The 18,871-nt window shown below is 70.6% G+C and carries 20 protein-coding genes; 9 read left to right on the forward strand and 11 right to left on the reverse strand.

The window, feature by feature from the left end; all coding sequences use genetic code 11:
* Positions 1 to 38: 38 nt before the first annotated feature.
* The 4 genes from VPH43_RS05830 to VPH43_RS05845 all read right to left on the reverse strand — a co-directional run bounded on the left by VPH43_RS05830 (position 39) and on the right by VPH43_RS05845 (position 3,893).
* Complete coding sequence (locus VPH43_RS05830) at positions 39 to 422, reverse strand: hypothetical protein (RefSeq protein ID WP_328576708.1); 384 nt, start codon at positions 420 to 422, stop codon at positions 39 to 41.
* A 104-nt stretch (positions 423 to 526) separates the two neighbouring features.
* Positions 527 to 1,720: an acyltransferase family protein gene (locus VPH43_RS05835; RefSeq protein WP_328576709.1), complete on the reverse strand. Its 1,194-nt coding sequence runs from the start codon at positions 1,718 to 1,720 to the stop codon at positions 527 to 529.
* Between the two features lie 145 nt (positions 1,721 to 1,865).
* Positions 1,866 to 3,305, reverse strand: a complete 1,440-nt coding sequence (locus VPH43_RS05840) for an aminotransferase-like domain-containing protein (protein ID WP_328576710.1) — start codon at positions 3,303 to 3,305, stop codon at positions 1,866 to 1,868.
* On the reverse strand, positions 3,306 to 3,893 hold the full coding sequence (locus VPH43_RS05845; RefSeq protein ID WP_328576711.1) for a LysE family translocator: 588 nt from the start codon (positions 3,891 to 3,893) through the stop codon (positions 3,306 to 3,308).
* A gap of 123 nt (positions 3,894 to 4,016) precedes the next feature.
* Here VPH43_RS05845 and VPH43_RS05850 point away from each other — a divergent pair, with 123 nt between their 5' ends.
* Complete coding sequence (locus tag VPH43_RS05850) at positions 4,017 to 4,988, forward strand: threo-3-hydroxy-L-aspartate ammonia-lyase (RefSeq protein WP_328576712.1); 972 nt, start codon at positions 4,017 to 4,019, stop codon at positions 4,986 to 4,988.
* Between the two features lie 18 nt (positions 4,989 to 5,006).
* Here the strand turns inward: VPH43_RS05850 and VPH43_RS05855 are convergent, their stop codons facing one another.
* From VPH43_RS05855 to VPH43_RS05870, 4 genes are all read right to left on the reverse strand, one after another.
* Complete coding sequence (locus tag VPH43_RS05855; protein ID WP_328576713.1) at positions 5,007 to 5,450, reverse strand: bactofilin family protein; 444 nt, start codon at positions 5,448 to 5,450, stop codon at positions 5,007 to 5,009.
* A gap of 9 nt (positions 5,451 to 5,459) precedes the next feature.
* Positions 5,460 to 5,825, reverse strand: coding sequence for a hypothetical protein (locus VPH43_RS05860; RefSeq protein WP_328576714.1), 366 nt, complete (start codon positions 5,823 to 5,825; stop codon positions 5,460 to 5,462).
* Positions 5,826 to 5,842: 17 nt separating this feature from the next.
* Positions 5,843 to 6,694 (reverse strand): M23 family metallopeptidase, encoded by an 852-nt coding sequence (locus VPH43_RS05865; protein WP_328576715.1) that lies wholly within the window; start codon positions 6,692 to 6,694, stop codon positions 5,843 to 5,845.
* 280 nt (positions 6,695 to 6,974) lie between these two features.
* A complete protein-coding gene (locus tag VPH43_RS05870; protein WP_328576716.1) occupies positions 6,975 to 7,937 on the reverse strand; it encodes a helix-turn-helix transcriptional regulator in 963 nt (320 codons plus the stop codon).
* A 90-nt stretch (positions 7,938 to 8,027) separates the two neighbouring features.
* Here VPH43_RS05870 and VPH43_RS05875 point away from each other — a divergent pair, with 90 nt between their 5' ends.
* Together VPH43_RS05875 and VPH43_RS05880 are read left to right on the forward strand one after the other, a co-directional pair.
* Positions 8,028 to 8,714: an NIPSNAP family protein gene (locus VPH43_RS05875; protein WP_328576717.1), complete on the forward strand. Its 687-nt coding sequence runs from the start codon at positions 8,028 to 8,030 to the stop codon at positions 8,712 to 8,714.
* Positions 8,715 to 8,732: 18 nt separating this feature from the next.
* On the forward strand, positions 8,733 to 9,209 hold the full coding sequence (locus VPH43_RS05880; RefSeq protein ID WP_328576718.1) for a DUF1579 domain-containing protein: 477 nt from the start codon (positions 8,733 to 8,735) through the stop codon (positions 9,207 to 9,209).
* Positions 9,210 to 9,218: 9 nt separating this feature from the next.
* On the opposite strand, the gene VPH43_RS05885 is transcribed toward VPH43_RS05880, so the two are convergent.
* A complete protein-coding gene (locus VPH43_RS05885) occupies positions 9,219 to 10,406 on the reverse strand; it encodes an esterase/lipase family protein (RefSeq protein ID WP_328576719.1) in 1,188 nt (395 codons plus the stop codon).
* 109 nt (positions 10,407 to 10,515) lie between these two features.
* Here VPH43_RS05885 and VPH43_RS05890 point away from each other — a divergent pair, with 109 nt between their 5' ends.
* Together VPH43_RS05890 and VPH43_RS05895 are read left to right on the forward strand one after the other, a co-directional pair.
* Complete coding sequence (locus VPH43_RS05890; protein WP_328576720.1) at positions 10,516 to 10,893, forward strand: HPF/RaiA family ribosome-associated protein; 378 nt, start codon at positions 10,516 to 10,518, stop codon at positions 10,891 to 10,893.
* The gene (locus tag VPH43_RS05895; protein WP_328576721.1) at positions 10,890 to 11,909 is read left to right on the forward strand and encodes a radical SAM protein; all 1,020 of its coding nucleotides are present in this window, start codon (positions 10,890 to 10,892) and stop codon (positions 11,907 to 11,909) included. The genes VPH43_RS05890 and VPH43_RS05895 overlap by 4 nt, the downstream gene beginning before the upstream one ends.
* Before the next feature lie 173 nt (positions 11,910 to 12,082).
* Here the strand turns inward: VPH43_RS05895 and VPH43_RS05900 are convergent, their stop codons facing one another.
* Positions 12,083 to 12,994, reverse strand: a complete 912-nt coding sequence (locus tag VPH43_RS05900; protein ID WP_328576722.1) for a LysR family transcriptional regulator — start codon at positions 12,992 to 12,994, stop codon at positions 12,083 to 12,085.
* A gap of 112 nt (positions 12,995 to 13,106) precedes the next feature.
* Between VPH43_RS05900 and VPH43_RS05905 the strand changes: the two genes are divergently transcribed.
* The 3 genes from VPH43_RS05905 (at position 13,107) to VPH43_RS05915 (ending at position 16,945) form a co-directional block, all read left to right on the forward strand.
* Positions 13,107 to 14,366 carry an SGNH/GDSL hydrolase family protein gene (locus VPH43_RS05905; protein ID WP_328576723.1) on the forward strand — a complete coding sequence of 420 codons (1,260 nt, stop codon included), beginning with the start codon at positions 13,107 to 13,109 and terminating at the stop codon, positions 14,364 to 14,366.
* Complete coding sequence (locus VPH43_RS05910; RefSeq protein ID WP_328576724.1) at positions 14,363 to 15,586, forward strand: MFS transporter; 1,224 nt, start codon at positions 14,363 to 14,365, stop codon at positions 15,584 to 15,586. The genes VPH43_RS05905 and VPH43_RS05910 overlap by 4 nt, the downstream gene beginning before the upstream one ends.
* A 135-nt stretch (positions 15,587 to 15,721) precedes the next feature.
* Complete coding sequence (locus VPH43_RS05915) at positions 15,722 to 16,945, forward strand: DUF445 domain-containing protein (protein ID WP_328576725.1); 1,224 nt, start codon at positions 15,722 to 15,724, stop codon at positions 16,943 to 16,945.
* Positions 16,946 to 16,954: 9 nt separating this feature from the next.
* On the opposite strand, the gene VPH43_RS05920 is transcribed toward VPH43_RS05915, so the two are convergent.
* Positions 16,955 to 17,494, reverse strand: coding sequence for a methylated-DNA--[protein]-cysteine S-methyltransferase (locus tag VPH43_RS05920; RefSeq protein WP_328576726.1), 540 nt, complete (start codon positions 17,492 to 17,494; stop codon positions 16,955 to 16,957).
* A 98-nt stretch (positions 17,495 to 17,592) separates the two neighbouring features.
* Here VPH43_RS05920 and VPH43_RS05925 point away from each other — a divergent pair, with 98 nt between their 5' ends.
* Entirely contained in the window at positions 17,593 to 18,867 is a 1,275-nt protein-coding gene (locus tag VPH43_RS05925) for a cytochrome P450 (RefSeq protein ID WP_328576727.1), read from the forward strand.
* Positions 18,868 to 18,871 lie beyond the last annotated feature (4 nt).

Below are 18,871 nucleotides of genomic sequence, written 5' to 3' on the forward strand. Positions count from 1 at the left end.
CGCCGCACCCCCGGAGGCGGTGCGGCGGGGTGCGAGTGTCAGCGCATCAGCGAGCCGGCTTCACCACCCGCGTCCTGCCAGGGCGTGCTCAGCTCACCGGCCGGCAGGCCGCCGCCGGCATTGGCACGTTGCAGTGGCGCGCTGTGGGACGAGGGCGAGCGGCGGTGGCCACTGGTTGGCTCCGATCCGAGCGCCCCGGAGGTGCCCGACGCGCTGGTGCTGCCCATCGAGCCGCTGCTGTCGGTGCGGCTGGTGCTGCCCGATGGCAGGCTGTCGGCGCTGCTGCTGCTGGTGGACGAGTTGCTGGAGCCCGCGGAGGTGTCGGCACTGCCGCTGCCCGTGCTGCCTGTGCTTTGCGCCAGCGCTGCACCGCAGCTGAACACCATGGCGACGAGGGAAGCGGCGAGGGGGATCTTCTTCATGTGCATGCTCCTTGAGAGTTGGACCCGCCGCGTGAGTGCGGCGGTCCTTGTAGGAAGCATGCTGCGGTGCAACGTTCAGGCTGCGTCGCAACCTGAAGGGCTTGTCACGGACGAGTTACCGCCGTGCCCGCGGGTCGATCGGCGACCGCGGCCACCGGCTTCACCGTCAGCGGCTTTGTCTTCGGCAGCCGGCCGTTGAGGAGCAGCCGCATCCGCGGATACGGCTTGATCAAGCGCTCGTGCAGCATGAAGGGCACCCACACGCCCACCGCCACTGCGATCGCGTACTTGGCGATGTGCGGCAAGGCCTGCACCGGCAGCAGCAGCAGGCCCACCCCCACCACGCAGATGTAGTGGAAGAGGTAGATGGAAAACGAGGCATCCACGAGGCGCTGCTGCAGCGGCCAGTGCTGGTTGAACCAGCGCAGGAACAGCCGCAACAGCAGCACGGTGACCATGGTAGCCACGAACACATGCAGCAGCACCACCAGCGCGCCATGCACCCGCTGGTTCAGCGCAGGCACGAACACTACTGCAGCGGCGACCGGCAGGGCGACCAGGTCGGCCGGGCCGAGTGTGAGCAAGGCCTGGAAACGCGCCTTGTTGGCAAACGCGAATGCGCCCAGCGCAAAGTACGGCAGGTAGCGCACCAGGTCGGCCCAGTCGTCGTGCAGGCCATCGACCGCCCGCAGTGCCGCGCGCCCGCACACCATCGCGCCGCCAGCCAGCAGCACCCACAGCCATTTGTGGCGCATGCACAGCAGGCCCAGCGCCTGCAACGAGGGCGCACGGTAGCGCCGCACCGCCCACACCGCCAACGCAGCCAGGTGGTAGTACAGCAGCAGGTTCACCAGGAACCAGAGATGGCCCACAAAACCGCGGCCGATGAAGGCATGGGTGGACAGCACGCTCGGCTGTACAAAGCTGCTCCAGAACTCGCCCAGGCCCATGCTGGACAGGCGGCCCTGGTGCGCCAGCAGCACCGCGTACTGCACCGGCTGCAGGGTCAGCGCCAGCACCACGAAGGGCGTGGCCACCAGCACGCTGCGGCTGTGAAGCACTTCACCCAGCGGCCGGCTGGCCAGCGCATGGCTGAAGAACATGCCGGCCAGCACGAAGAACGCCGGCATGCGAGACGAACTCACCATCGCGACCAGCAGGTCCAGTCCCCCCAGCGTGGACGGATCGCGCACCACCCAGTCGGTGTGCTGGCCGTACATCTCCGCCGCATGAAGGAACACGCCGGCGATCATCAGGCAGGCGCGCAGGGAGTCGATGTACCAGAGTCGGGCGTTCATGACAGGTGGTTGTTGTTATTGGCAGGCAGGCGAATGCGCGGCCTTTCTCATGGCCGCACATGCCAAAGCGTATCGCCAGCAAACGCCGATCCCGGCAAAACCGCTGGTGAGTGTGTGCCCGCTTGTGACCAGGCGGGCCGGCGGGTCAGCGTGCGGCGGCCGCCCGGGCCAATGCACCTTTCATGCCGCTCAAGGCCGCGAGGCGCGGCGCCAGGTACTCCGCCAGCCTCGTGTGCTGGCTGAAGGCGGCGTTGAAGCGGATGTGCGGGTCGGGCCGGGCATCGGCCATGAAGGTGGCGCCACGCACCAGCAGGATGCTGTTGCGGAAGGCGTCCTTCACCAGCTCGTCCACGTCCACCCCGCTGGGCACGGCGCCCCAGAGGAAGAGCCCGCCTTCGCCCGGATGGTCCAGCAGCACGCCGGCCTGGCGCAGCTGGCGCGCGGCCGCGGTGCGGGCGGCGCCCAGCTTCTGCTGCAGGCGGTCGATGTGCTTGCGCCAGCGCCCGGCTGCCAGCAGCTCCAGCAGCACCAGCTCGTTCAGCGCGCCGGTGGTGAGCACCGAATAGATCTTCTCGCGCAGCAGCGCCTTCAGCAGCGGGGGTTCGGCCGCGATGTAGCCCATGCGCAGCGCCGGGCTCAAGGCCTTGCAGAAGCTGGAGCAGTAGATCACCCGCTCCAGGCCCGACAGCTGCGCCAGCCGCGTGGGATGGCCGGGGTGGAAGTGGCCCTGGGTGTCGTCCTCCGCGATCAGGAACCCATGCTGGTGCGCCAGCATCAGCACCCGGTGCAGGTTGGCCGCGGTGGAGCCCCAGCCGGTGGGGTTGTGCAGCACGCTCTGGATGAACAGCAGCTTGGGCCGGTGCTCGCGGCAGGCGGCCTCCAGCTGGTCGAGGTCGATGCCGTCGGGTCGCCGGGCCACCGGCACCAGCCGCAGCCCGGCCTGGCGCAGGCGGCCGAACATCAGGAAGTAGCCCGGGTCTTCCACCAGCACCGCATCACCCGGCTGCAGGAAGGCGCGGCAGATCAGGTCGATGGCATGGGTGCCGCCCCAGGTGGTGAGCAGGCGGCCGGCCTCCACCGCCACGCCCTGGCCACGCATCAGCATCGCGATGCGCTCGCGCAGCTCGGGCAGGCCTTGCGGCGGGCAGCGCGCCGCCATGCCGGCCTCATGCCGGCCGAGGGCGCGCTGCACCACGGTGGCCGGAATCGCCTCGTTGAGCCAGTTCGGCGGCAAGGCGCCGCTGCTGGCCAGCAGCATGCCGGCGCGCTGGTCGTTGGCCTGCTGCGCCAGCCACACCGGCTCCTGCTCCTCGCCGGCCTCCAGCGCGGCCGCATCGGGTAATGCCGGCGCCGTGTCGCTGACGAAGAACCCGGCGGTGCCGCGGGAATCGATCAAGCCCGCGGCCACCAGCCGGTCGTAGGCGGTCACCACGGTGTTGGGGCTCACGCCCAGCTGGCTGGCCAGTTGGCGGATGGACTGCAGCCGCACCCCCGGCGGCAGCTGCGCGCTGCCGATGAGCGCGCGCAGGTGGGCCTCGATCTGGTCGGCCAGCGCCAGGGGCGAGTCGCGGTCGAGTGAAAACATTCAGCGCAGGAAGAGCAGCGCGAGCAGCGCCAAGGCAGCCGCCATGATGACATTGAAGATGCGGCGCCTGCGCGCATCGGCCAGCAGCCGGCGGATCGCCACACCGAACAGCGCCCACAGGGACACGCAGGGAAAGCCGACCGCGAACCCCACCGCCGCGACCACCAGCGCCCCTTGCAGCGGCGGCCAGCCGGCCGGCATGAACACCGCGGCCAAGGTCACCGCCTTCATCCAGCTCTTGGGGTTGATCGCCTGGAACAGCGCACCCTGGGCGAAGGACAAGGGCCGCTGCACGGTGGCATCGCCCATCACGCCGCCGGTGAGTTTCCACGCCAGCCACAGCAGGTACAGCGCACCACCCACCCGCAGCACCGTGTGCAGCACCGGCCAGGCCACGAACAACGCGCCCAGGCCCAGGCAGGTGGCAAAGGTCTGCACCGCGCCCCCCACGTTGATGCCCAGGATGTGGGGCAAGGTGCCGCGGTAGCCGAAGTTGGCGCCCGAGGCGGTGAGCATCACGTTGTTGGGCCCTGGTGTGCTGGACATCAGGAAGCAGTAGGTGGTGAGGGGCAGCAGGTCGGTGAGCATGCTGGCAGCGTAGGGGCCGCTGGCACGGGCGTGAAGGCACAGCGGCAGCGCTGCCGCCATGCACTGTGTCAGCGCCGCGACCCGCACAGTCACGACGCGCGCCAGCGGTGCTAGGGTGGCGCCATGACTGAACTCGCCATCTCCTACGACGACGTCGCCGCGGCGCACCAGCGCATTGCCGGCGTGGCCCACCGCACCCCCGTGCTCAGCTCCCGCACCCTGGACGAACGCACCGGCGCACGGGTGTTCCTCAAGCCGGAGAACCTGCAGCGTGTGGGTGCCTTCAAGATCCGCGGTGCCTACAACGCGATCGCGCAGTTCACGCCCGCCCAGCGCGCCGGTGGGGTGGCCACCTTCTCATCGGGCAACCATGCCCAGGCGATCGCACTGGCCGCGCAGCTGCTGGGCGTGAAGGCAGTGATCGTGATGCCGCAGGACGCACCACAGGCCAAGCTGGCAGCCACCCGCGGCTATGGCGCGGAAGTGCGGCTGTACGACCGTTATGCCGAGGATCCGGTGGCCATCGTCACGGGCCTGGCCACCGAGCACGGCATGACCGTGATCCCACCCTTCGACCATCCGCATGTGATGGCCGGCCAGGGCACCTTGGCCAAGGAGCTGTTCGAGGACGTGGGGCCACTGGACCTGCTGCTCACGCCGGTGGGCGGCGGCGGGCTGCTGTCGGGCTGCGCCACCGCGGCGCACCAGCTCTCACCCGCTTGCAGGCTCTATGGCGTGGAGCCGGAAGCGGGCAACGATGCGCAGCAAAGCCTTGCGGCCGGCCACATCGTGCGCATCGCCACCCCCAAGACGATTGCCGATGCCGCGCAAAGCCGCAACCTGGGCGAATACACCTTCCCGGTGCTGCGTGCGCGGGTGCAGGGCATCCTCACCGTGAGCGACGCGGAGCTGGTGGAGACCATGAAGTTCATGGCCGAGCGCCTGAAGCTGGTGGTCGAGCCCACCGGCTGCCTGGCGGCGGCCGCCGTGCTGCACGGCAAGCTGGACGTAAAGGGCCTGCGCGTGGGCGTGGTGCTGTCCGGCGGCAACATCGACCTCGCGCGGCTGGCGCAGCTGTTTGCCGGCGAGCGCTGAAGCTTCGGCGCCTGACGTTCAGCCTTTGGCGGCGGTCTTCTCAGCCGCCAGTTCGACCACGTTGCCCGGGGTGCTGGAGGATGCGGCTTCGCGCCGCACCAGCTTTCCCTCGACGCTGGCTCCCACGTCCATCTGCAGCTGCAGGTAGCGGATGGTGCCGGTGACGCGGGCATTGGATTGCAGCTCCAGGAAGTGCTCCACGTCCAGGTCGCCGTGCACGGTGCCGTTGATCACCGCGTCGCCGCAGCGCACGCTGCCTTCGATGCAGCCCTTGTCCGACAGCACCAGCAACACCGGGCTCTGGCCCTCGTGCTGACGGCCGATCACGTTGCCCTTGATGCGGCCGTCCACCCGCATGCCGCTGGCAAACACCACGTCGCCGGTGATCTCCACACCTTCGGCCACCAGGCTGGAGAGTTTGGTCACCTGGATGAAGGGCTGCTTCTTCGATTTGCCGAACATGGCGGTCTCCTAACGTTTGCCTTCGCGCGTCTTGCGGAAGAAGGTGAGTTCGTCCTGCGACTGCTGCAGGCGCTGGTTCAGCGTGTCGATCTGGCGCTCCAGTTCATGGCCCCGCGCTTCGGCCAGACCGAGCGCCAGCCGGGCCTGCTCCAGGCGCTGCTGCAGTTGCTGCTGGCCCTGCAGCGCAGCGGCCAGCGCCGGTCCGCTGGTGGCGGCCTGGCCCCACTGCAGGTAGCCGGCTCCGAAGCCCGCCGCGGCGGCCAGCAGCACGGCCATCACCCAGGCCAGCAAGGCGCCGTGCCCGCGCTGAGGCGCGAGCTCGAAGCCCGCGCGGGTGAGGCGGTGCGTGGCCCTGAGGCCGGTACGGATCGACATGGCGGAAACAGGCGGGCTCAGCGGCTGGCGAGATAGGCGCGCGGATCGAGGTGGCCGCCATGGCGCAGCACCTCGTAGTGCAGGTGCGGGCCGGTGGAGCGGCCGGTGGAGCCCACGGTGGCCACCTGCTCGCCCGGCGCCACCACCGCGCCCGCCTTCACCAGCAGGCGCGAGGCATGGGCGTAGCGCGTGCTCAGGCCGTTGCCGTGGTCGATCTCCACCATCCAGCCGAAGTCCGGCCGGAAACCGGCAAACGCCACCGTGCCGCCAGCGGTGGCATGGATGGGTGTGCCCGCCTGGGCGGCAAAGTCGATGCCGGAGTGGAAGGCCTTGTGGTGCGTGAACGGGTCCTCGCGGTTGCCGAAGGTGGACACCATGTCGGCGCCCGGGATCGGCCAGCGGCTGGGCTGGCGCATCACGTCGAGATGGTGTTCGGACGTGGCGTCGGACACCAGCGCGATCTGCTGCTCGATGCGCGCGAGCTGTTCGTCCAGCGCATCCAGGTCCGCCACCGGCGGCAGCATCGGGCCGCCGCTGCCAGGGGCCTTGGCCGGCTCGGTGGGCTTGTCCTTCTTGAGCACGCCGATGCGCTTGCTCAATTGGGCCGCTTCGCTTTCCAGCCGGAACAGCCGGCCGGACAGCGCGCCCAGCTGCTCCAGCGCAAACGGCAGCGCCGCATGCGGGCGCTCCTGTGCGGCCAGCTGCTGCGTGGCGGGCGCGGATGCGGGCGCCAGCCAGTAGCCCAGCGCGGCGCCAGTGCCCAGCAGCAACAGCGCAGCGAGCGCGCCGCCGGTGAGCAGCGCGCGCACGGAGAGGGTGCGGACCTGTGAACAACTGGTCGCGCCGGTAGCGATCATGACGAACGACATCTCGTCTCCTCGTTAATGGACCGGACGGGTAGCACGCGGCTGCCCGCTGGGTGTGCACTTGAAACGAACGACCCACGCTCACTTCGTTCGCTGCCCCAAGGGGCGCGTGAGTGCCTTCGGACGGCCGGGCGGCACTCACACGGGTGCTTTACCCGCGCTGAATTCATCCTAAGTGAGCCAGCGCCCGCCATGTGCTGAGGGCCGTGCAACGCTTTGTTCAATCACCGCGAGACGGTCGAAATTCACGCCCAAATCGCAGACGTAACCGTGCGTTCAGGCTTCAAGCGTAGATGGCCACCATGCGCGCCAAGGTCGCCGCCAGCTGGCGCCGCAGCGCGGTGGGTTCCAGCACCTCCGCCTCCGGCCCCAGGCGCAGCAGCTGATCGGCCGCGTGGGCGGTGGACTCGATCGGGATGGTCACGCGCATGCGGCCGTCCTCGCCCGGCGGCTGGCGGCTTTGTTCGGCCGCGCGCGCCACGGCATCGCTCAGGTTCTTCAGCGTCTTGAAGCCGCGTGGTGTCACCAGCAGCACCGCCACGTCGCGGTACAGCTCGGCCTCGAAGCGTTCGGTGGACTCGCGCCAATAGGCGGCGAGGTCGAAGTCGCGCTGCGGCTTGAAGCTGCCATCGAGCACTTGCAGGCTGAGGATGCTGGACACGCGATAGCTGCGCGGCTTGCCACCGTGGCGCGCCACCAGATACCAGTTGCCCGCCTTGAGCACCAGGCCGAGCGGCTCCACCTCGCGGTCCACCACGCCGGCCCAGCTGTCGTAGTGCAAGGCCAGGCGCCGCGCGTCCCACACCGCGCGGGCCACGGCGGGCAGGTGGTCGGTGGGCGTGGCGCTGCGATACCAGTCCACCGGGTCCAGGTGGAAACGTGCGCCCACGCGGCGCGCGTCTTCCTGCCAGCCGGCCGGCAGCGCGGCCAGCAGCTTCAGCTGCGCCGAGGCCATCGCTTCGCCCAGGCCGAGCTGAGCCGCCGGGCCCGGCAGGCCGGCAAGAAAAACCGCCTGTGCCTCGGTGGTGGTGAGCCCGGTGAGCTTGGTGCGCCAGCCGTCCTGCAGCTGGAAGCCGCCCAGCCGCCCGCGGTCGGCCCATACCGGCACGCCGGCCGCGCTGAGCTGGTCCACGTCGCGGTAGATGGTGCGCACCGACACCTCCAGCTCGGCGGCCAGCACCTGCGCGCTGACGCGCCCGCGGGTCTGCAGCAGCATCAGGATGGAGAGGAGTCGGCTGGCTTGCATAACGAAACCAAGAGTGTGGCAGTAAAAGCTGACATGCCTTGGCAGGTATGGCGGCGCAGCATGGCGGCACTCGTCTCCAGGAGCCCGCCCATGACCCCGTCCTCTCGCCTGCCCAGCGTGATCGAGCTGCGGCAATACACCCTGCACCCCGGCCAGCGCGAAGTGCTGATCGAACTCTTCGAGCGCGAGTTCATGGCCTCGCAGCAAGCCTGCGGCATCGAGCTGCTCGGCCAGTTCCGTGACCTGGACCGGCCCGACCACTTCGTGTGGCTGCGCGGTTTTGCCGACATGCCGGCGCGTGCCCAGGTGCTCGCCGCGTTCTACGGCGGGCCGGTGTGGCAGGCGCACCGCGACGCCGCCAACGCCACCATGATGGACTCGGACGATGTGCTGCTGCTGCGGCCGGTGCGGGTGGGCCGCGGGCTGGGGCCGCAGGCCGGCACAGGCAGCGGTGCCGGCGTGGTGCTGGCCACCGTGTGCCCGCTGCGCGCGCCGGCCGACGATGCGCTGGTGGACTGCTTCGACCGCACCATCGCCCCCGGCCTGGCCGGCGCGGGCGCGGAGCTGCTGGCCTGTTGCGCCACCGAGAGCGCACCCAACAACTTCCCTCGCCTGCCGGTGCGCGAAGGCGAGCCGGTGCTGGTGTGGTTCACCCGCCTCTCGGATCCCGCCTTGCACGCCGCCCCCACCTTGCCGGACGAATTCCTCGCCCGGCTCAGCGCCGCGCCGCAGGTGTTGCGCCTTTCACCCACCGAGCGCTCGCCCCTGAGCGCCTGACACCCCAAGGAGACTTTCATGAGCACCGCATCCTTCACCGGCCAGCCGCACGACTTCGACTTCCTGGTGGGCCGCTGGCAGGTGAACAACCGCCGCCTGCGCCAGCGCCACGTGGGCAGCGACGACTGGAACGAGTTCACCGGCCTGCAGCAGGCCTGGAGCCACCTTGGCGGCATAGTCAGCGTGGACGAGGTTCACTTCGAAAGCGAAGGCTTCTCGGGTTGCACCGTGCGCACGCTGGACCTGGCCACGCGCCAGTGGGCGATCTACTGGATCAACAGCCGCCATGGCCAGCTGTTCACGCCGGTGCATGGCGGCTGGAACGGGGACCGCGGCGAGTTCTACGGCGACGACGAGGACGACGGCCGGCCGGTGCGGGTGCGCTTCATCTGGCGCCGCGGGCAGGACACCGCGCGCTGGGAGCAGGCCTTTTCGCTCGACGGCGGCCAGCAGTGGGAGACCAACTGGACGATGGACTTCACGCGTCTGGCGTGAGCCCGTGGTTCAGCCCAGCCAGCGCAGCAGCTGCTCGCACACCGCGCGGCTGCTGAGCAGGTCGAAGTGGTTCATGCCCTGGGCCAGCCACTGGCGCTCGGTTGGCAGCCCGAGGTCGAACACCGGGTTGCGATGCCGCCCAAGCGCGCTGTCCACCGGCACCAGCCCGTCGCCCGGTGGGCGCCCACGCGCCGGCGCGCTGCGCTGCGTAGCCGCGACCGCATAGGCCGCCACGCCGGCCGGCAAGGGCACCGGCGTGCGCGCGTCACGCGGGTCGCTGGCCGCGATGCCGGCCCAGTCGCTGTCCAGCAGGTTGCCGTGGCGCAGGTCGCGGATGCCCGCGCTGCGCACGCGCGCCAACCCGGTGAAGGGCAGCGCATAGGGGCTGAAACCGGCCACGAACTGGGCCCAGTTGCCCGCCCGCTCCAGCGGTGCGCCGTGATGAGGGGTGCCCAGGAACACCAGCTCGCGCAGCACCTGGCGCCAGCCCAGGCCGGCCGCCTCGGCGCTGTGGCAGGCGCTGCGGGCCACCAGGCCGCCCATGCTGTGGCCCACGATGACCAGCCGTTCCACCGGCTGCGGCCAGGCCTGCACCAGCTGCTGCAGCGCCGTCGCCAGCGCCTGCCCGTTGTGGCTGATGTGCTGCCCGGAGTTGTAGTGCAGGTACAGCGGCGTGAGGCCGAGCTCGCGCGCCAGCACCTCGCCATGGTCATGCCCGCGGCGTTGCCATTGCAGGTCGTTCATGCACAGGCCGTGCACCAGCAGCAACACGCCGCTGCCGGCCCGCGGCAGCGCGGTGGCGAGCGCCGCGGGTTCCAGCGGCACGGGCTGCCCGGCCTGGCGGAACTGCAGCGGGATGGCCAGCGGGTTCGCGCTCTCCGCCAGGTGGTCGCCCAACACGCCGTTGAGTGCCGCCAGCAGCGCTTCGCGCCGCGCACCACCGGGTGTGGCGCCCAGCAGGGGGCCCAGGGACGCCAGTGCCGCGTCCAGCCCCTGCCCCACACCCTGTGCAACACCCCGAACGCTGCGGTAGACCAGGCCGCTCAGCCCCGTGCCGCGGCCGGACACGCTGCGGTGCAGCCCTTCCACCACCTGGCTGACGCCGGTCACCGCGTCCACCGCAAGCCGGCTCGCGCCCCGCAGGTCGTTGGCCAGCGGACGGCGGGCACGTGGATTGTCATCAGCGTCGTTGGGCATGGAAACAGGTGGCAGCGGAAAACAAGCGCACGGTACACCCAGCGGCGGCGCCGCCGAGGGCATGGCAGTTGCCGGACTTCAGGGATTCCGTTCCCCTGAGGAGTACCGCATGCAAGTACAAGTGGAAACCGACAACCATATTGAAAACCGGGAAGAACTGGCCCGATATGTCGAATCCGTGGTGGTGGACAGCGTGGACCGTTTTGCCGACCACATCACCAGCGTGCAGGTCCACCTGCATGACGACACCAGCCCGGAGAAGAAGTCGGACGACGATTTCCGCTGCCTGATGGAAGCCCGCCTCACCAAGCTCAAGCCGGTGGCGGTGAACGAACACGCCGGCAACCTGCACCAGGCGATCAACGGCGCGGGCGACAAGCTGCAGCGCGCGCTCGACTCCCTGATCGGCAAGCTGGAAGACCGGCAGCGCCGCGCCGTGGGCCCGGGCCACCTGAGCGCCGACATCGGCCTGCCGCCCACCGCATGACGGCAACCGCCACCCTGCCGGCCGCGGCGCTCGCACCGCCGCTGCCGCGCTTTGCCCAGATCGAGCCGATCGGCAAGTGCAACCTCGCCTGCCGCATGTGCACGGTGAACGACCGGGGCGACGAGGTGGCGGAGCTGTCCTTGCAGCGCTTCGAGCAACTGCTCGACCAGATGCCCGGCCTGCAGGAGCTGCACCTGCAGGGCCTGGGCGAGCCGATGCTGCATCCGCAGTTCTTCGACATGGTGGCCATGGCCGCCGGGCGCGGCATCAAGGTCAGTGCCAACACCAACCTCACCTTGCTGACGCCGCGGCGGGCGCTGGCCTGCATCAGCAGCGGGCTGGCCAGCCTGTCGGTGTCGCTGGACGGGGCCACCGCGCCGGTGTACGAGGCCATCCGCCGCAAGGCCAACTTCGCCAAGGTGCTGCGCAACCTGCAGCGCCTGGTGGACGCACGCGACGAGGCCGGCTCCGCGCTGGAAGTGCGCCTGGTGATGGTGCTGATGCGCGCCAACCTGCATGAGCTGCCCGCGCTGGTGCAGCTGGCGCACGCCCACCGGGTCGACTGGATCCTGGTGCAGCGCCTGTCCAGCGACCTGACGCAGCCCGACCTGCCGCAGCGCTACATCCCGATCAAGCAGTACGTGGAGCAGGCGGAGCTGGGCCCGGCCGACCTGGCAGAGGCTGAAGACGTCTTCGCGCAGGCTCGCACGCTGGCCGCGCAGCTGGGCGTGCGGCTGAACCTGCCGCGCCTGCAGCCGGCCACCGAGCGCGGCCGGCGCTGCGACTGGCCTTCCACCCAGCTGTACCTCACTGCGGCCGGCGAGCTGCTGCCCTGCTGCATGGTGGCCACCGCCGACCGTGCAAGCTTCGGCAAGGTGTTCGCGCCGGGCAGCGACGCGCCGCTTCTGCTGGAGCGCTGGCATGGCGCGTCGGCGCAGCAGTTCCGCGCGGCGCTGGCGAGCGACCAGCCGCCGGCGGTGTGCCAGTCGTGCGCGCTGTACCAGGGCACGTTCTAGGGCCTGTTAACGCTATTTGGAGCGTCACGCCTGGGGGCCCGGAGGGTGATCCCAGGAAACAAGCGCCCTCCGCGTTGCAATTGCTCGCCGTAGCAGCTGCTACGGCTGTGCTTTGCGCCTTGATGGCCCTTGTTTCCTGGGTCACGTGAGGCTCCAAATAGCCTTAACAGGCCCTAGCGGGCTTGGCCTGGGGCCTTGGGCGCCAGCGCCTGGATCTCCGCGGTGAGCAGGTCCAGCATCAGCTGCACCCGCGCCGGGTGCTTGCGGCGATGCGGATAGACCAGGTGTGCCGCCTGTGACGGCCCGGTCCAACGCGGCAGCAGCCGCACCAGCTGCTTGCGCTGAATCATCGCCTCCACCATCCAGCTTGGCTGGAAGGCAATGCCGACGCCCTCGATCACCGCGTCCAGCAGGGCCACGGCACTGTTGATGCGGTAGCGCGAGGACACCGGCACGTTCACCGAGCCCTCGGGGCCATGCAGCTCCACCGTGTCCTGCGCACCCAGGGGATAGCGCAGGAAGCGATGCCGCACCAGCTCGTCCACCCGCCGGGGGCGGCCATGGCGTTGCACATAGTCGGCCGAGGCCACGATGTAGCGCGGCCACACCGCAAGCGGCCGCGCCACCATGTCCAGCGGCAGCGGGCCGCCGATGCGCACCGCGAGGTCGAAGCGCTCTTCCACCGGATCGACAAAACGGTCCTCCAGGATCAGGTCCACCTCCAGCAGGGGGTGCTGCTCCAGCGCACGCTGCATCAGCGCGTTCAGCCGCAGCTCGCCCAGGGCCACCGGTGCGGAGATGCGCACCAGCCCGCGTGGCTGCTGGATGCGTTCGTTCAGCGCCGCCACCGTGTCGTCGAAGTCCTCCAGCAGGCGGCGCGCATCGTCCAGGAAGCGGGCGCCTTCATCGGTGAGCACCACGCGGGCCGCACCCCGCTCCAGCAGGCGCACACCCAGCGCTGCCTCCAGCGCGACGATCTGCTTGCTCACCGTGGGCTGGGTGCTGGAGAGCGAGCGCGCGGCCGCGGACAGCGTGCCCAGCTCGGCCACGCGCACAAACACCTTCATCGCATGCAGTCGGTCCATCGGTCATTCCATTCTCGAATGGCAGCCCTTCCATTTTGACCGCTTCTCAACGAGAGCCGAATGTCTGAAAGTGCCCCCATCGCGCTGTGAGCGCACTCCTGTTCCACCACCGATGCACACCCTGCAACCCCTTCGTTTCCCGCTGGCCGCCCTGCTGCTCGCCGCCGGACTGGCGGGCGCACCTGCCTCCGCCGCACCACCTCGTCATTGGCAGACCGCCTGGATCTCGCCGTCCCAGCCGGTCTGGGACGATGGTTTCGTGCTGCCCCTGGGCATGCCACGCAGCCTGCATGACGTGACCTTGCGGCAGGCGCTCGCCACCAGCGTGGGCGGCGAGCGCCTGCGGCTGCGCGTGAGCAACGAAGGCGGCCGCACGCCGCTGCGGCTGGGCCGCGCCAGCATTCGCATTGAACAAGGCCCGAAGAGCCTGCCCATCACGTTCGAGGGCGCCGACAGCGCCGTGTTGCCCCCCGGCGTGGCGCTGCTGAGCGACCCGGTCGCCCTGCCCACCACGGCGGGCCAGCGGCTGGTGGTCGATCTGTACCTGCCACAGCCGGTGTCGCTGGCCGGCTTTCACTGGGATGCCCGCGACACGACCTGGCTGCTGAGGGGCGACGCCACAGGACGGCCGACACAGGGCGACGAACCGAGCACGACGACCCGCGCCTTTCTCTCCGAGCTGCTGGTCGAGACGGCATTGCCCACCGCCGCGGTGGTCACCATCGGCGACTCCATCACCGATGGCAACGGTGCCACCCCGGGGCGGGACCAGCGCTGGCCCGACCACCTGGGAAGGCGCCTCGCACCCCGGGGCATTGCCGTGCTGAACGCCGGCATCTCCGGCAACCGGCTGCTGCACGATGGCATGGGCGCCAGCGCGCTGGCGCGGTTCGAGCGCGACGCCTTGCGCCACCCCGGCGTGCGCGCGGTGATCGTGCTGCTGGGTACCAACGACATCGGCTGGCCGGGTGGGCCCTTTGCGCCCCACGAGCCAGCGGCCCACGTGCCGCAACTCACCACCGCGCTGCGCCAGCTCGTGGCGCAGGGCCATGCTAGGGGCGTGCGTGTGATCGGTGCCACCCTGCCGCCCTTCAAGGACGCACTCAAGGGCACGCCGCTGGAAGGCCACTTCAGCCCCGCGAAGGAAGCCGCCAGACAGGCGCTGAACACCTGGATCCGCGAGTCGGCGGCCTTCGATGCGGTGGTGGACATGGATGCCGTGCTGCGCGACCCGCAGGACCCGGCCCGGCTGCGCGCCGAATTCGACTCGGGTGACCACCTGCATCCCAACGATGCCGGCTACCGGGCGATGGCCGCCGCGGTGGACCTGCAGGCCCTGCTGGGCACCCGCGTTCGGGAGGCCGTGCGATGAGTTCGAACCGTGTGGCATCTGCTGCGCCCAAGCCCGGTTTCCCCTTGCCCTTGCTGGCGCTGGCCCTGGCCGCGTTTGCCATCGGCACCACCGAGTTCGTGATCGTCGGGCTGCTGCCCGCGGTGGCGCGCGACCTGAGCGTGAGCCTGCCCCAGGCCGGCCTGCTGGTGACGGGCTACGCACTCGGTGTGGCGCTGGGTGCGCCACCGCTGGCGGCGCTCACGGCGCGCCTGAGACCCTGCACCGCGCTGGCCGGCCTGATGGGGCTGTTCATCGCCGGGAACCTGCTGTGCGCGGTGGCCGGCGACTACGTCTCGCTGCTGCTGGGCCGCATCGTCGCCTCGCTCACGCACGGTGCGTTTTTTGGCCTGGGCGCCACGGTGGCGGCCACGCTGGTGCCGCCGGAGCGCCGGTCGGCGGCCATCGCGCTGATGTTCAGCGGGCTGACCCTGGCCAATGTGCTGGGCGTGCCGGCGGGCGCCTGGATTGGTCAGTGGGCCGGTTGGCGCGCCACCTTCTGGGCCGTGAGCGGGCTGGGCGTGCTGGCGCTGGCGGCCCTGCTCGTGCTCATGCCGGCTGCGATGCCGGCGCCGGCGGCCGCGGGCGCCGGGCCCGGCTGGTCCATCCTCCGGCGGCCTCGGCTGATCGGCGCCCTGGCACTCACTGCCCTGGGATTCGGCGGCATCTTTGCCACGCTGACCTACCTGGCCCCGCTGCTGCAGTCGGCCGCCGGTTTCAGCGCGGCGGCGGTCAATGGCGTGCTGCTGGTGTTCGGCGCGGGGCTCACGCTGGGCAACATCCTGGGCGGCTGGGCCGGCGACCGGTGGCCACGCCAGTCGATGTTCGTGATCCTGGCCGCGCTGGCGGTGGTGGAGGTGGCGCTCAGCCTGGTGCTGGCCATGCCCGCCGCCGTGGTGGCCTGCATCTTCCTGTGGGGCGGGGCCGCCTTCGCCACCGCGCCCGGTCTCCAGGCCCGTGTGCTCGACGAAGCACACGACGCACCCACGCTGGCCTCCACGCTGAACATCGGCGCCTTCAACCTCGGCAATGCGCTGGCGGCCTGGGTGGGGGCCGAGGCACTGGACATCGGGCTGCCGCTGGGCCTGCTGCCGCTGCTGTCCGCCGGGCTCGCGCTGGCCGCGCTGGCGGTGCTGTGGAGCTTGCGCGGCCGCCAGGGCGCTGCGCCGTCACGCGCGTGCAGGGCGGCGTCGGCACGCTAGCCAGTTTGCGGCCGGCTGCGCTTCGGCACGTCGATTGCGTGTGGCTTCCCGATGCCTGCTTCCCCAAGCCCTAGACTGCGCCATGCCGTTCCCCTCACCCGGGTGAAGCCGCCCAGCCGCAGCGGCCTGGTCCGCATGAAGCGCATCGCCGCCGGGCTGCTGGGCCTGGCGGCGATGCTGTACGCGCTGGCTACCGTGCTGGAGAGCCACCATCCCGGCTGGCGCTATGTGGCCGCCTTCGCGGAGGCCGCGATGATCGGCGCGATCGCGGACTGGTTCGCGGTGGTGGCGCTGTTCCGCCATCCGCTCGGGCTGCCGATACCGCACACCGCCATCATCCCGAGCAACAAGGACCGCATCGGCCGCGAGCTGGCCGACTTCATCTGCGGCAACTTCCTGGCCACCGACCAGGTGCTCGAAAAGCTGCGCGCCTTCGACCCGGCAGCGCAGCTGGCGCGCTGGCTGGCCGACCCGCGCCATGCCGACACGCTGGCGCACCATGCGGTGGCGGTCACCCGCTATGGCCTGGCGGCCTTCGACGATGAACGGGTGCGCCACTTCGTGCGCAGCACGGTGGTCGCGCAGCTGGAGCGGCTGGACGTGTCCCTGCTCGCCGGCCAGGTGCTGGACGTGCTCACCGCGCAGGGCCGGCACCAGGCGGTGCTGGACCAGGTGCTGCAGCAGCTGGCGGTGCTGCTCAACGATGACGAGGTGCAGGCGCGCGTGGCCGAGGCGATCGCGGCGGAGGTGAAGGTGCTGCGCTACCTGGGGCTGGACACGGTGGCCGGCGCGATCGCCGCGCGCAAGATCGTCGCCGGCATGGGGCGCCTGATCGCCGAGATGGGCGACGACCCCGAGCATGAGCTGCGCCAGCGCTTCGACCGCTTCATGGCCGAGTACGTGGAGCGCCTGAAACACGAGCCGGCGCTGCATGCGCGCGGCGAGGCGCTCAAGCGCGAGGTGCTGCACCACCCGCGCATCGGCGGCTACCTGCAGGGCCTGTGGAGCGAGGTGCTCGGCTGGCTGCACAGCGACCTGGAGCGGGAGGACTCCACCATCCGCCTGCGCATCGCCGACATCGCGTGTTCGCTCGGCGACCGCCTGCACGACGACATGGCCATGCGGCAGTGGATCAACGACCAGGTGTTCGCCGCGGCACCGCAGGCGATCGAGCGCTACCGGGAGGACATCCGGCGCTACATCACCTCGCGCGTGGACGTCTGGAACACCGAGGAGATGACGATGGAGCTGGAACGCAACATCGGCCGCGACCTGCAGTTCGTGCGCATCAACGGCACGCTGGTGGGCGGCCTGATCGGCCTGGCGATCTTCTCGCTCACGCAGTGGCTGCGCGGCTGATCACGAACGTCAGAAGAGCTGCGGCTGCCCGTTGGTGAGGCCGCCTTCGATCTGCAGCAGCCGGAACTTGGTGCCCACGCCGCCCGGCGCGGAGAAGCCGCCCGCCTGGCCACCCGCGGCCAGCACCCGGTGGCAGGGCACCACGATCGGAAACGGATTGCGCCCCAGCGCCTGCCCCACCGCACGCGCGGCGCCCGGTTCGCCCAGCTGTTGCGCCACCTCGCCGTAGGTGAGCGTGCGGCCCGGCACGATGGCGCGGGCCACCTCGTACACGCGGCGGTGGAAGGCCGGTGTGCGTGACAGGTCCAGCGCCACGTCCTGCAGGTCGTCGCTGCCGCCCTCCAGCAAGGCGGTGATGCCCTGCACCGCGCGCCGCACCGTCGGGGGCACAGCCGAAGGCCGGGCCTGCGGCCAGCGCCGCAGCACACGGGCCTGCGTGGCGGCCGCATCGCTTTCGGGCAGCCACACGCCCACGATGCCGGCCGGCCCCCAGGCCAGTGCACACGCACCGATGGCGGTGGGAAAGACGGTGAAGCCCACGGCGTTCATCGGGCGATCGTAGCGCCGCGGGTCGATATCGGCTCGCACACCGATTGCCCGTCCTGCATGTCGGGCCCTGCAGCCCGGGGAGCCTCCAGATGCGGCCCATGCCCCATGACGATGCCTTCGACAGCACGCTCGCCTTGATGGCGGACCCCTACTGCTTCATCTCCAAGCGCTGCGAGCGCCTGCGCAGCGACGTGTTCGAGGCACGCATCCTGTTGCGGCGCACCGTGTGCATGAGCGGCCCCCGGGCCGCCGAGCTCTTTTACGACCAGCGCCGCTTCACTCGGCGGGGGGCCGCACCCGAGCCGCTGCGCGCCACGCTCTTCGGCAAGGGGGGTGTGCAGACCCTGGACGGCGAGGCCCACCAGCGCCGCAAGGCGATGTTCATGTCGGTGGTCACGCCGGAACGGGTCGCGCTGCTGGCCAACGAGGTGGCCGAAGGCTGGCGCCAGGCGGCTTCGGACTGGCATCGGGGCCAGCGCCGCGTGGTGCTGTACGAGGCCGCGCAGCGCCTGCTGACCCGTGCGGTGTGCACCTGGGCGGGCGTACCGCTGCGCGGGGACGAGGTGCGCCTGCGGGCGCGGCAGCTCAGCGCGCTCTTCGACGAAGCCGCGTCGCTGCACCACCTGCGCGCCCGCGCCGCACGCGGCCAGGCCGAGCAGTGGCTGGCCGGCCTGGTGGAGGACGTGCGTGCAGGCCGCCACCAGCCGCTGGCGAACAGCGCGCTGGAGGTGATCGCCAGCCACCGGTCGCTGGACGGTGCGCTGCTGCCGCCGCGGGTGGCGGCGGTCGAGCTGCTCAATGTGCTGCGGCCCACCGTGGCGGTGTCGGTCTTCATCGTGTTCGCCGCCCATGCACTGCACGAGTACCCGCAAAGCCTGGCGCTGCTGCAGCGCGGCAATCCGCGCGACGTGGAGCATTTTGTGCAGGAAGTGCGGCGCTTCTATCCCTTCTTTCCGGCGGTGGTGGCACGTTCGCGCGAGGAGTTCGAGTGGGACGGCTACAGCTTCCGCCAGGGCCAGCGCGTGCTGCTGGACCTGTATGGCACCAACCATGATGCGCGCAGCTGGGAGGCGCCGCACGAGTTCCGCCCCGAGCGCTTTCGTGGGCATGCACCCGGCCCGTTCGAGCTGGTGCCCCAGGGCGGCGGCGAGGTGCAGCACGATCACCGCTGCCCCGGCGAAGGCATCGCGCTCGCCCTGATGCGGGTGTCGGTCGACTTCCTCGCGCGCCGGCTGGGCTACGAGGTGCCACCGCAGGACCTGCGGGTGGACTTCACACGCCTGCCCGCCCTGCCCCGCTCGCACTTCGTGATGCGCGACGTGACGCCGCTGCCGCACAACGCATGGGCGAATTTCGCTTTCACGCCGAGCTGAAGGC

The organism is Ideonella sp. BN130291, assembly GCF_036231905.1.
In the GTDB taxonomy this organism is placed as follows: Bacteria; Pseudomonadota; Gammaproteobacteria; order Burkholderiales; family Burkholderiaceae_C; genus CAMLIZ01.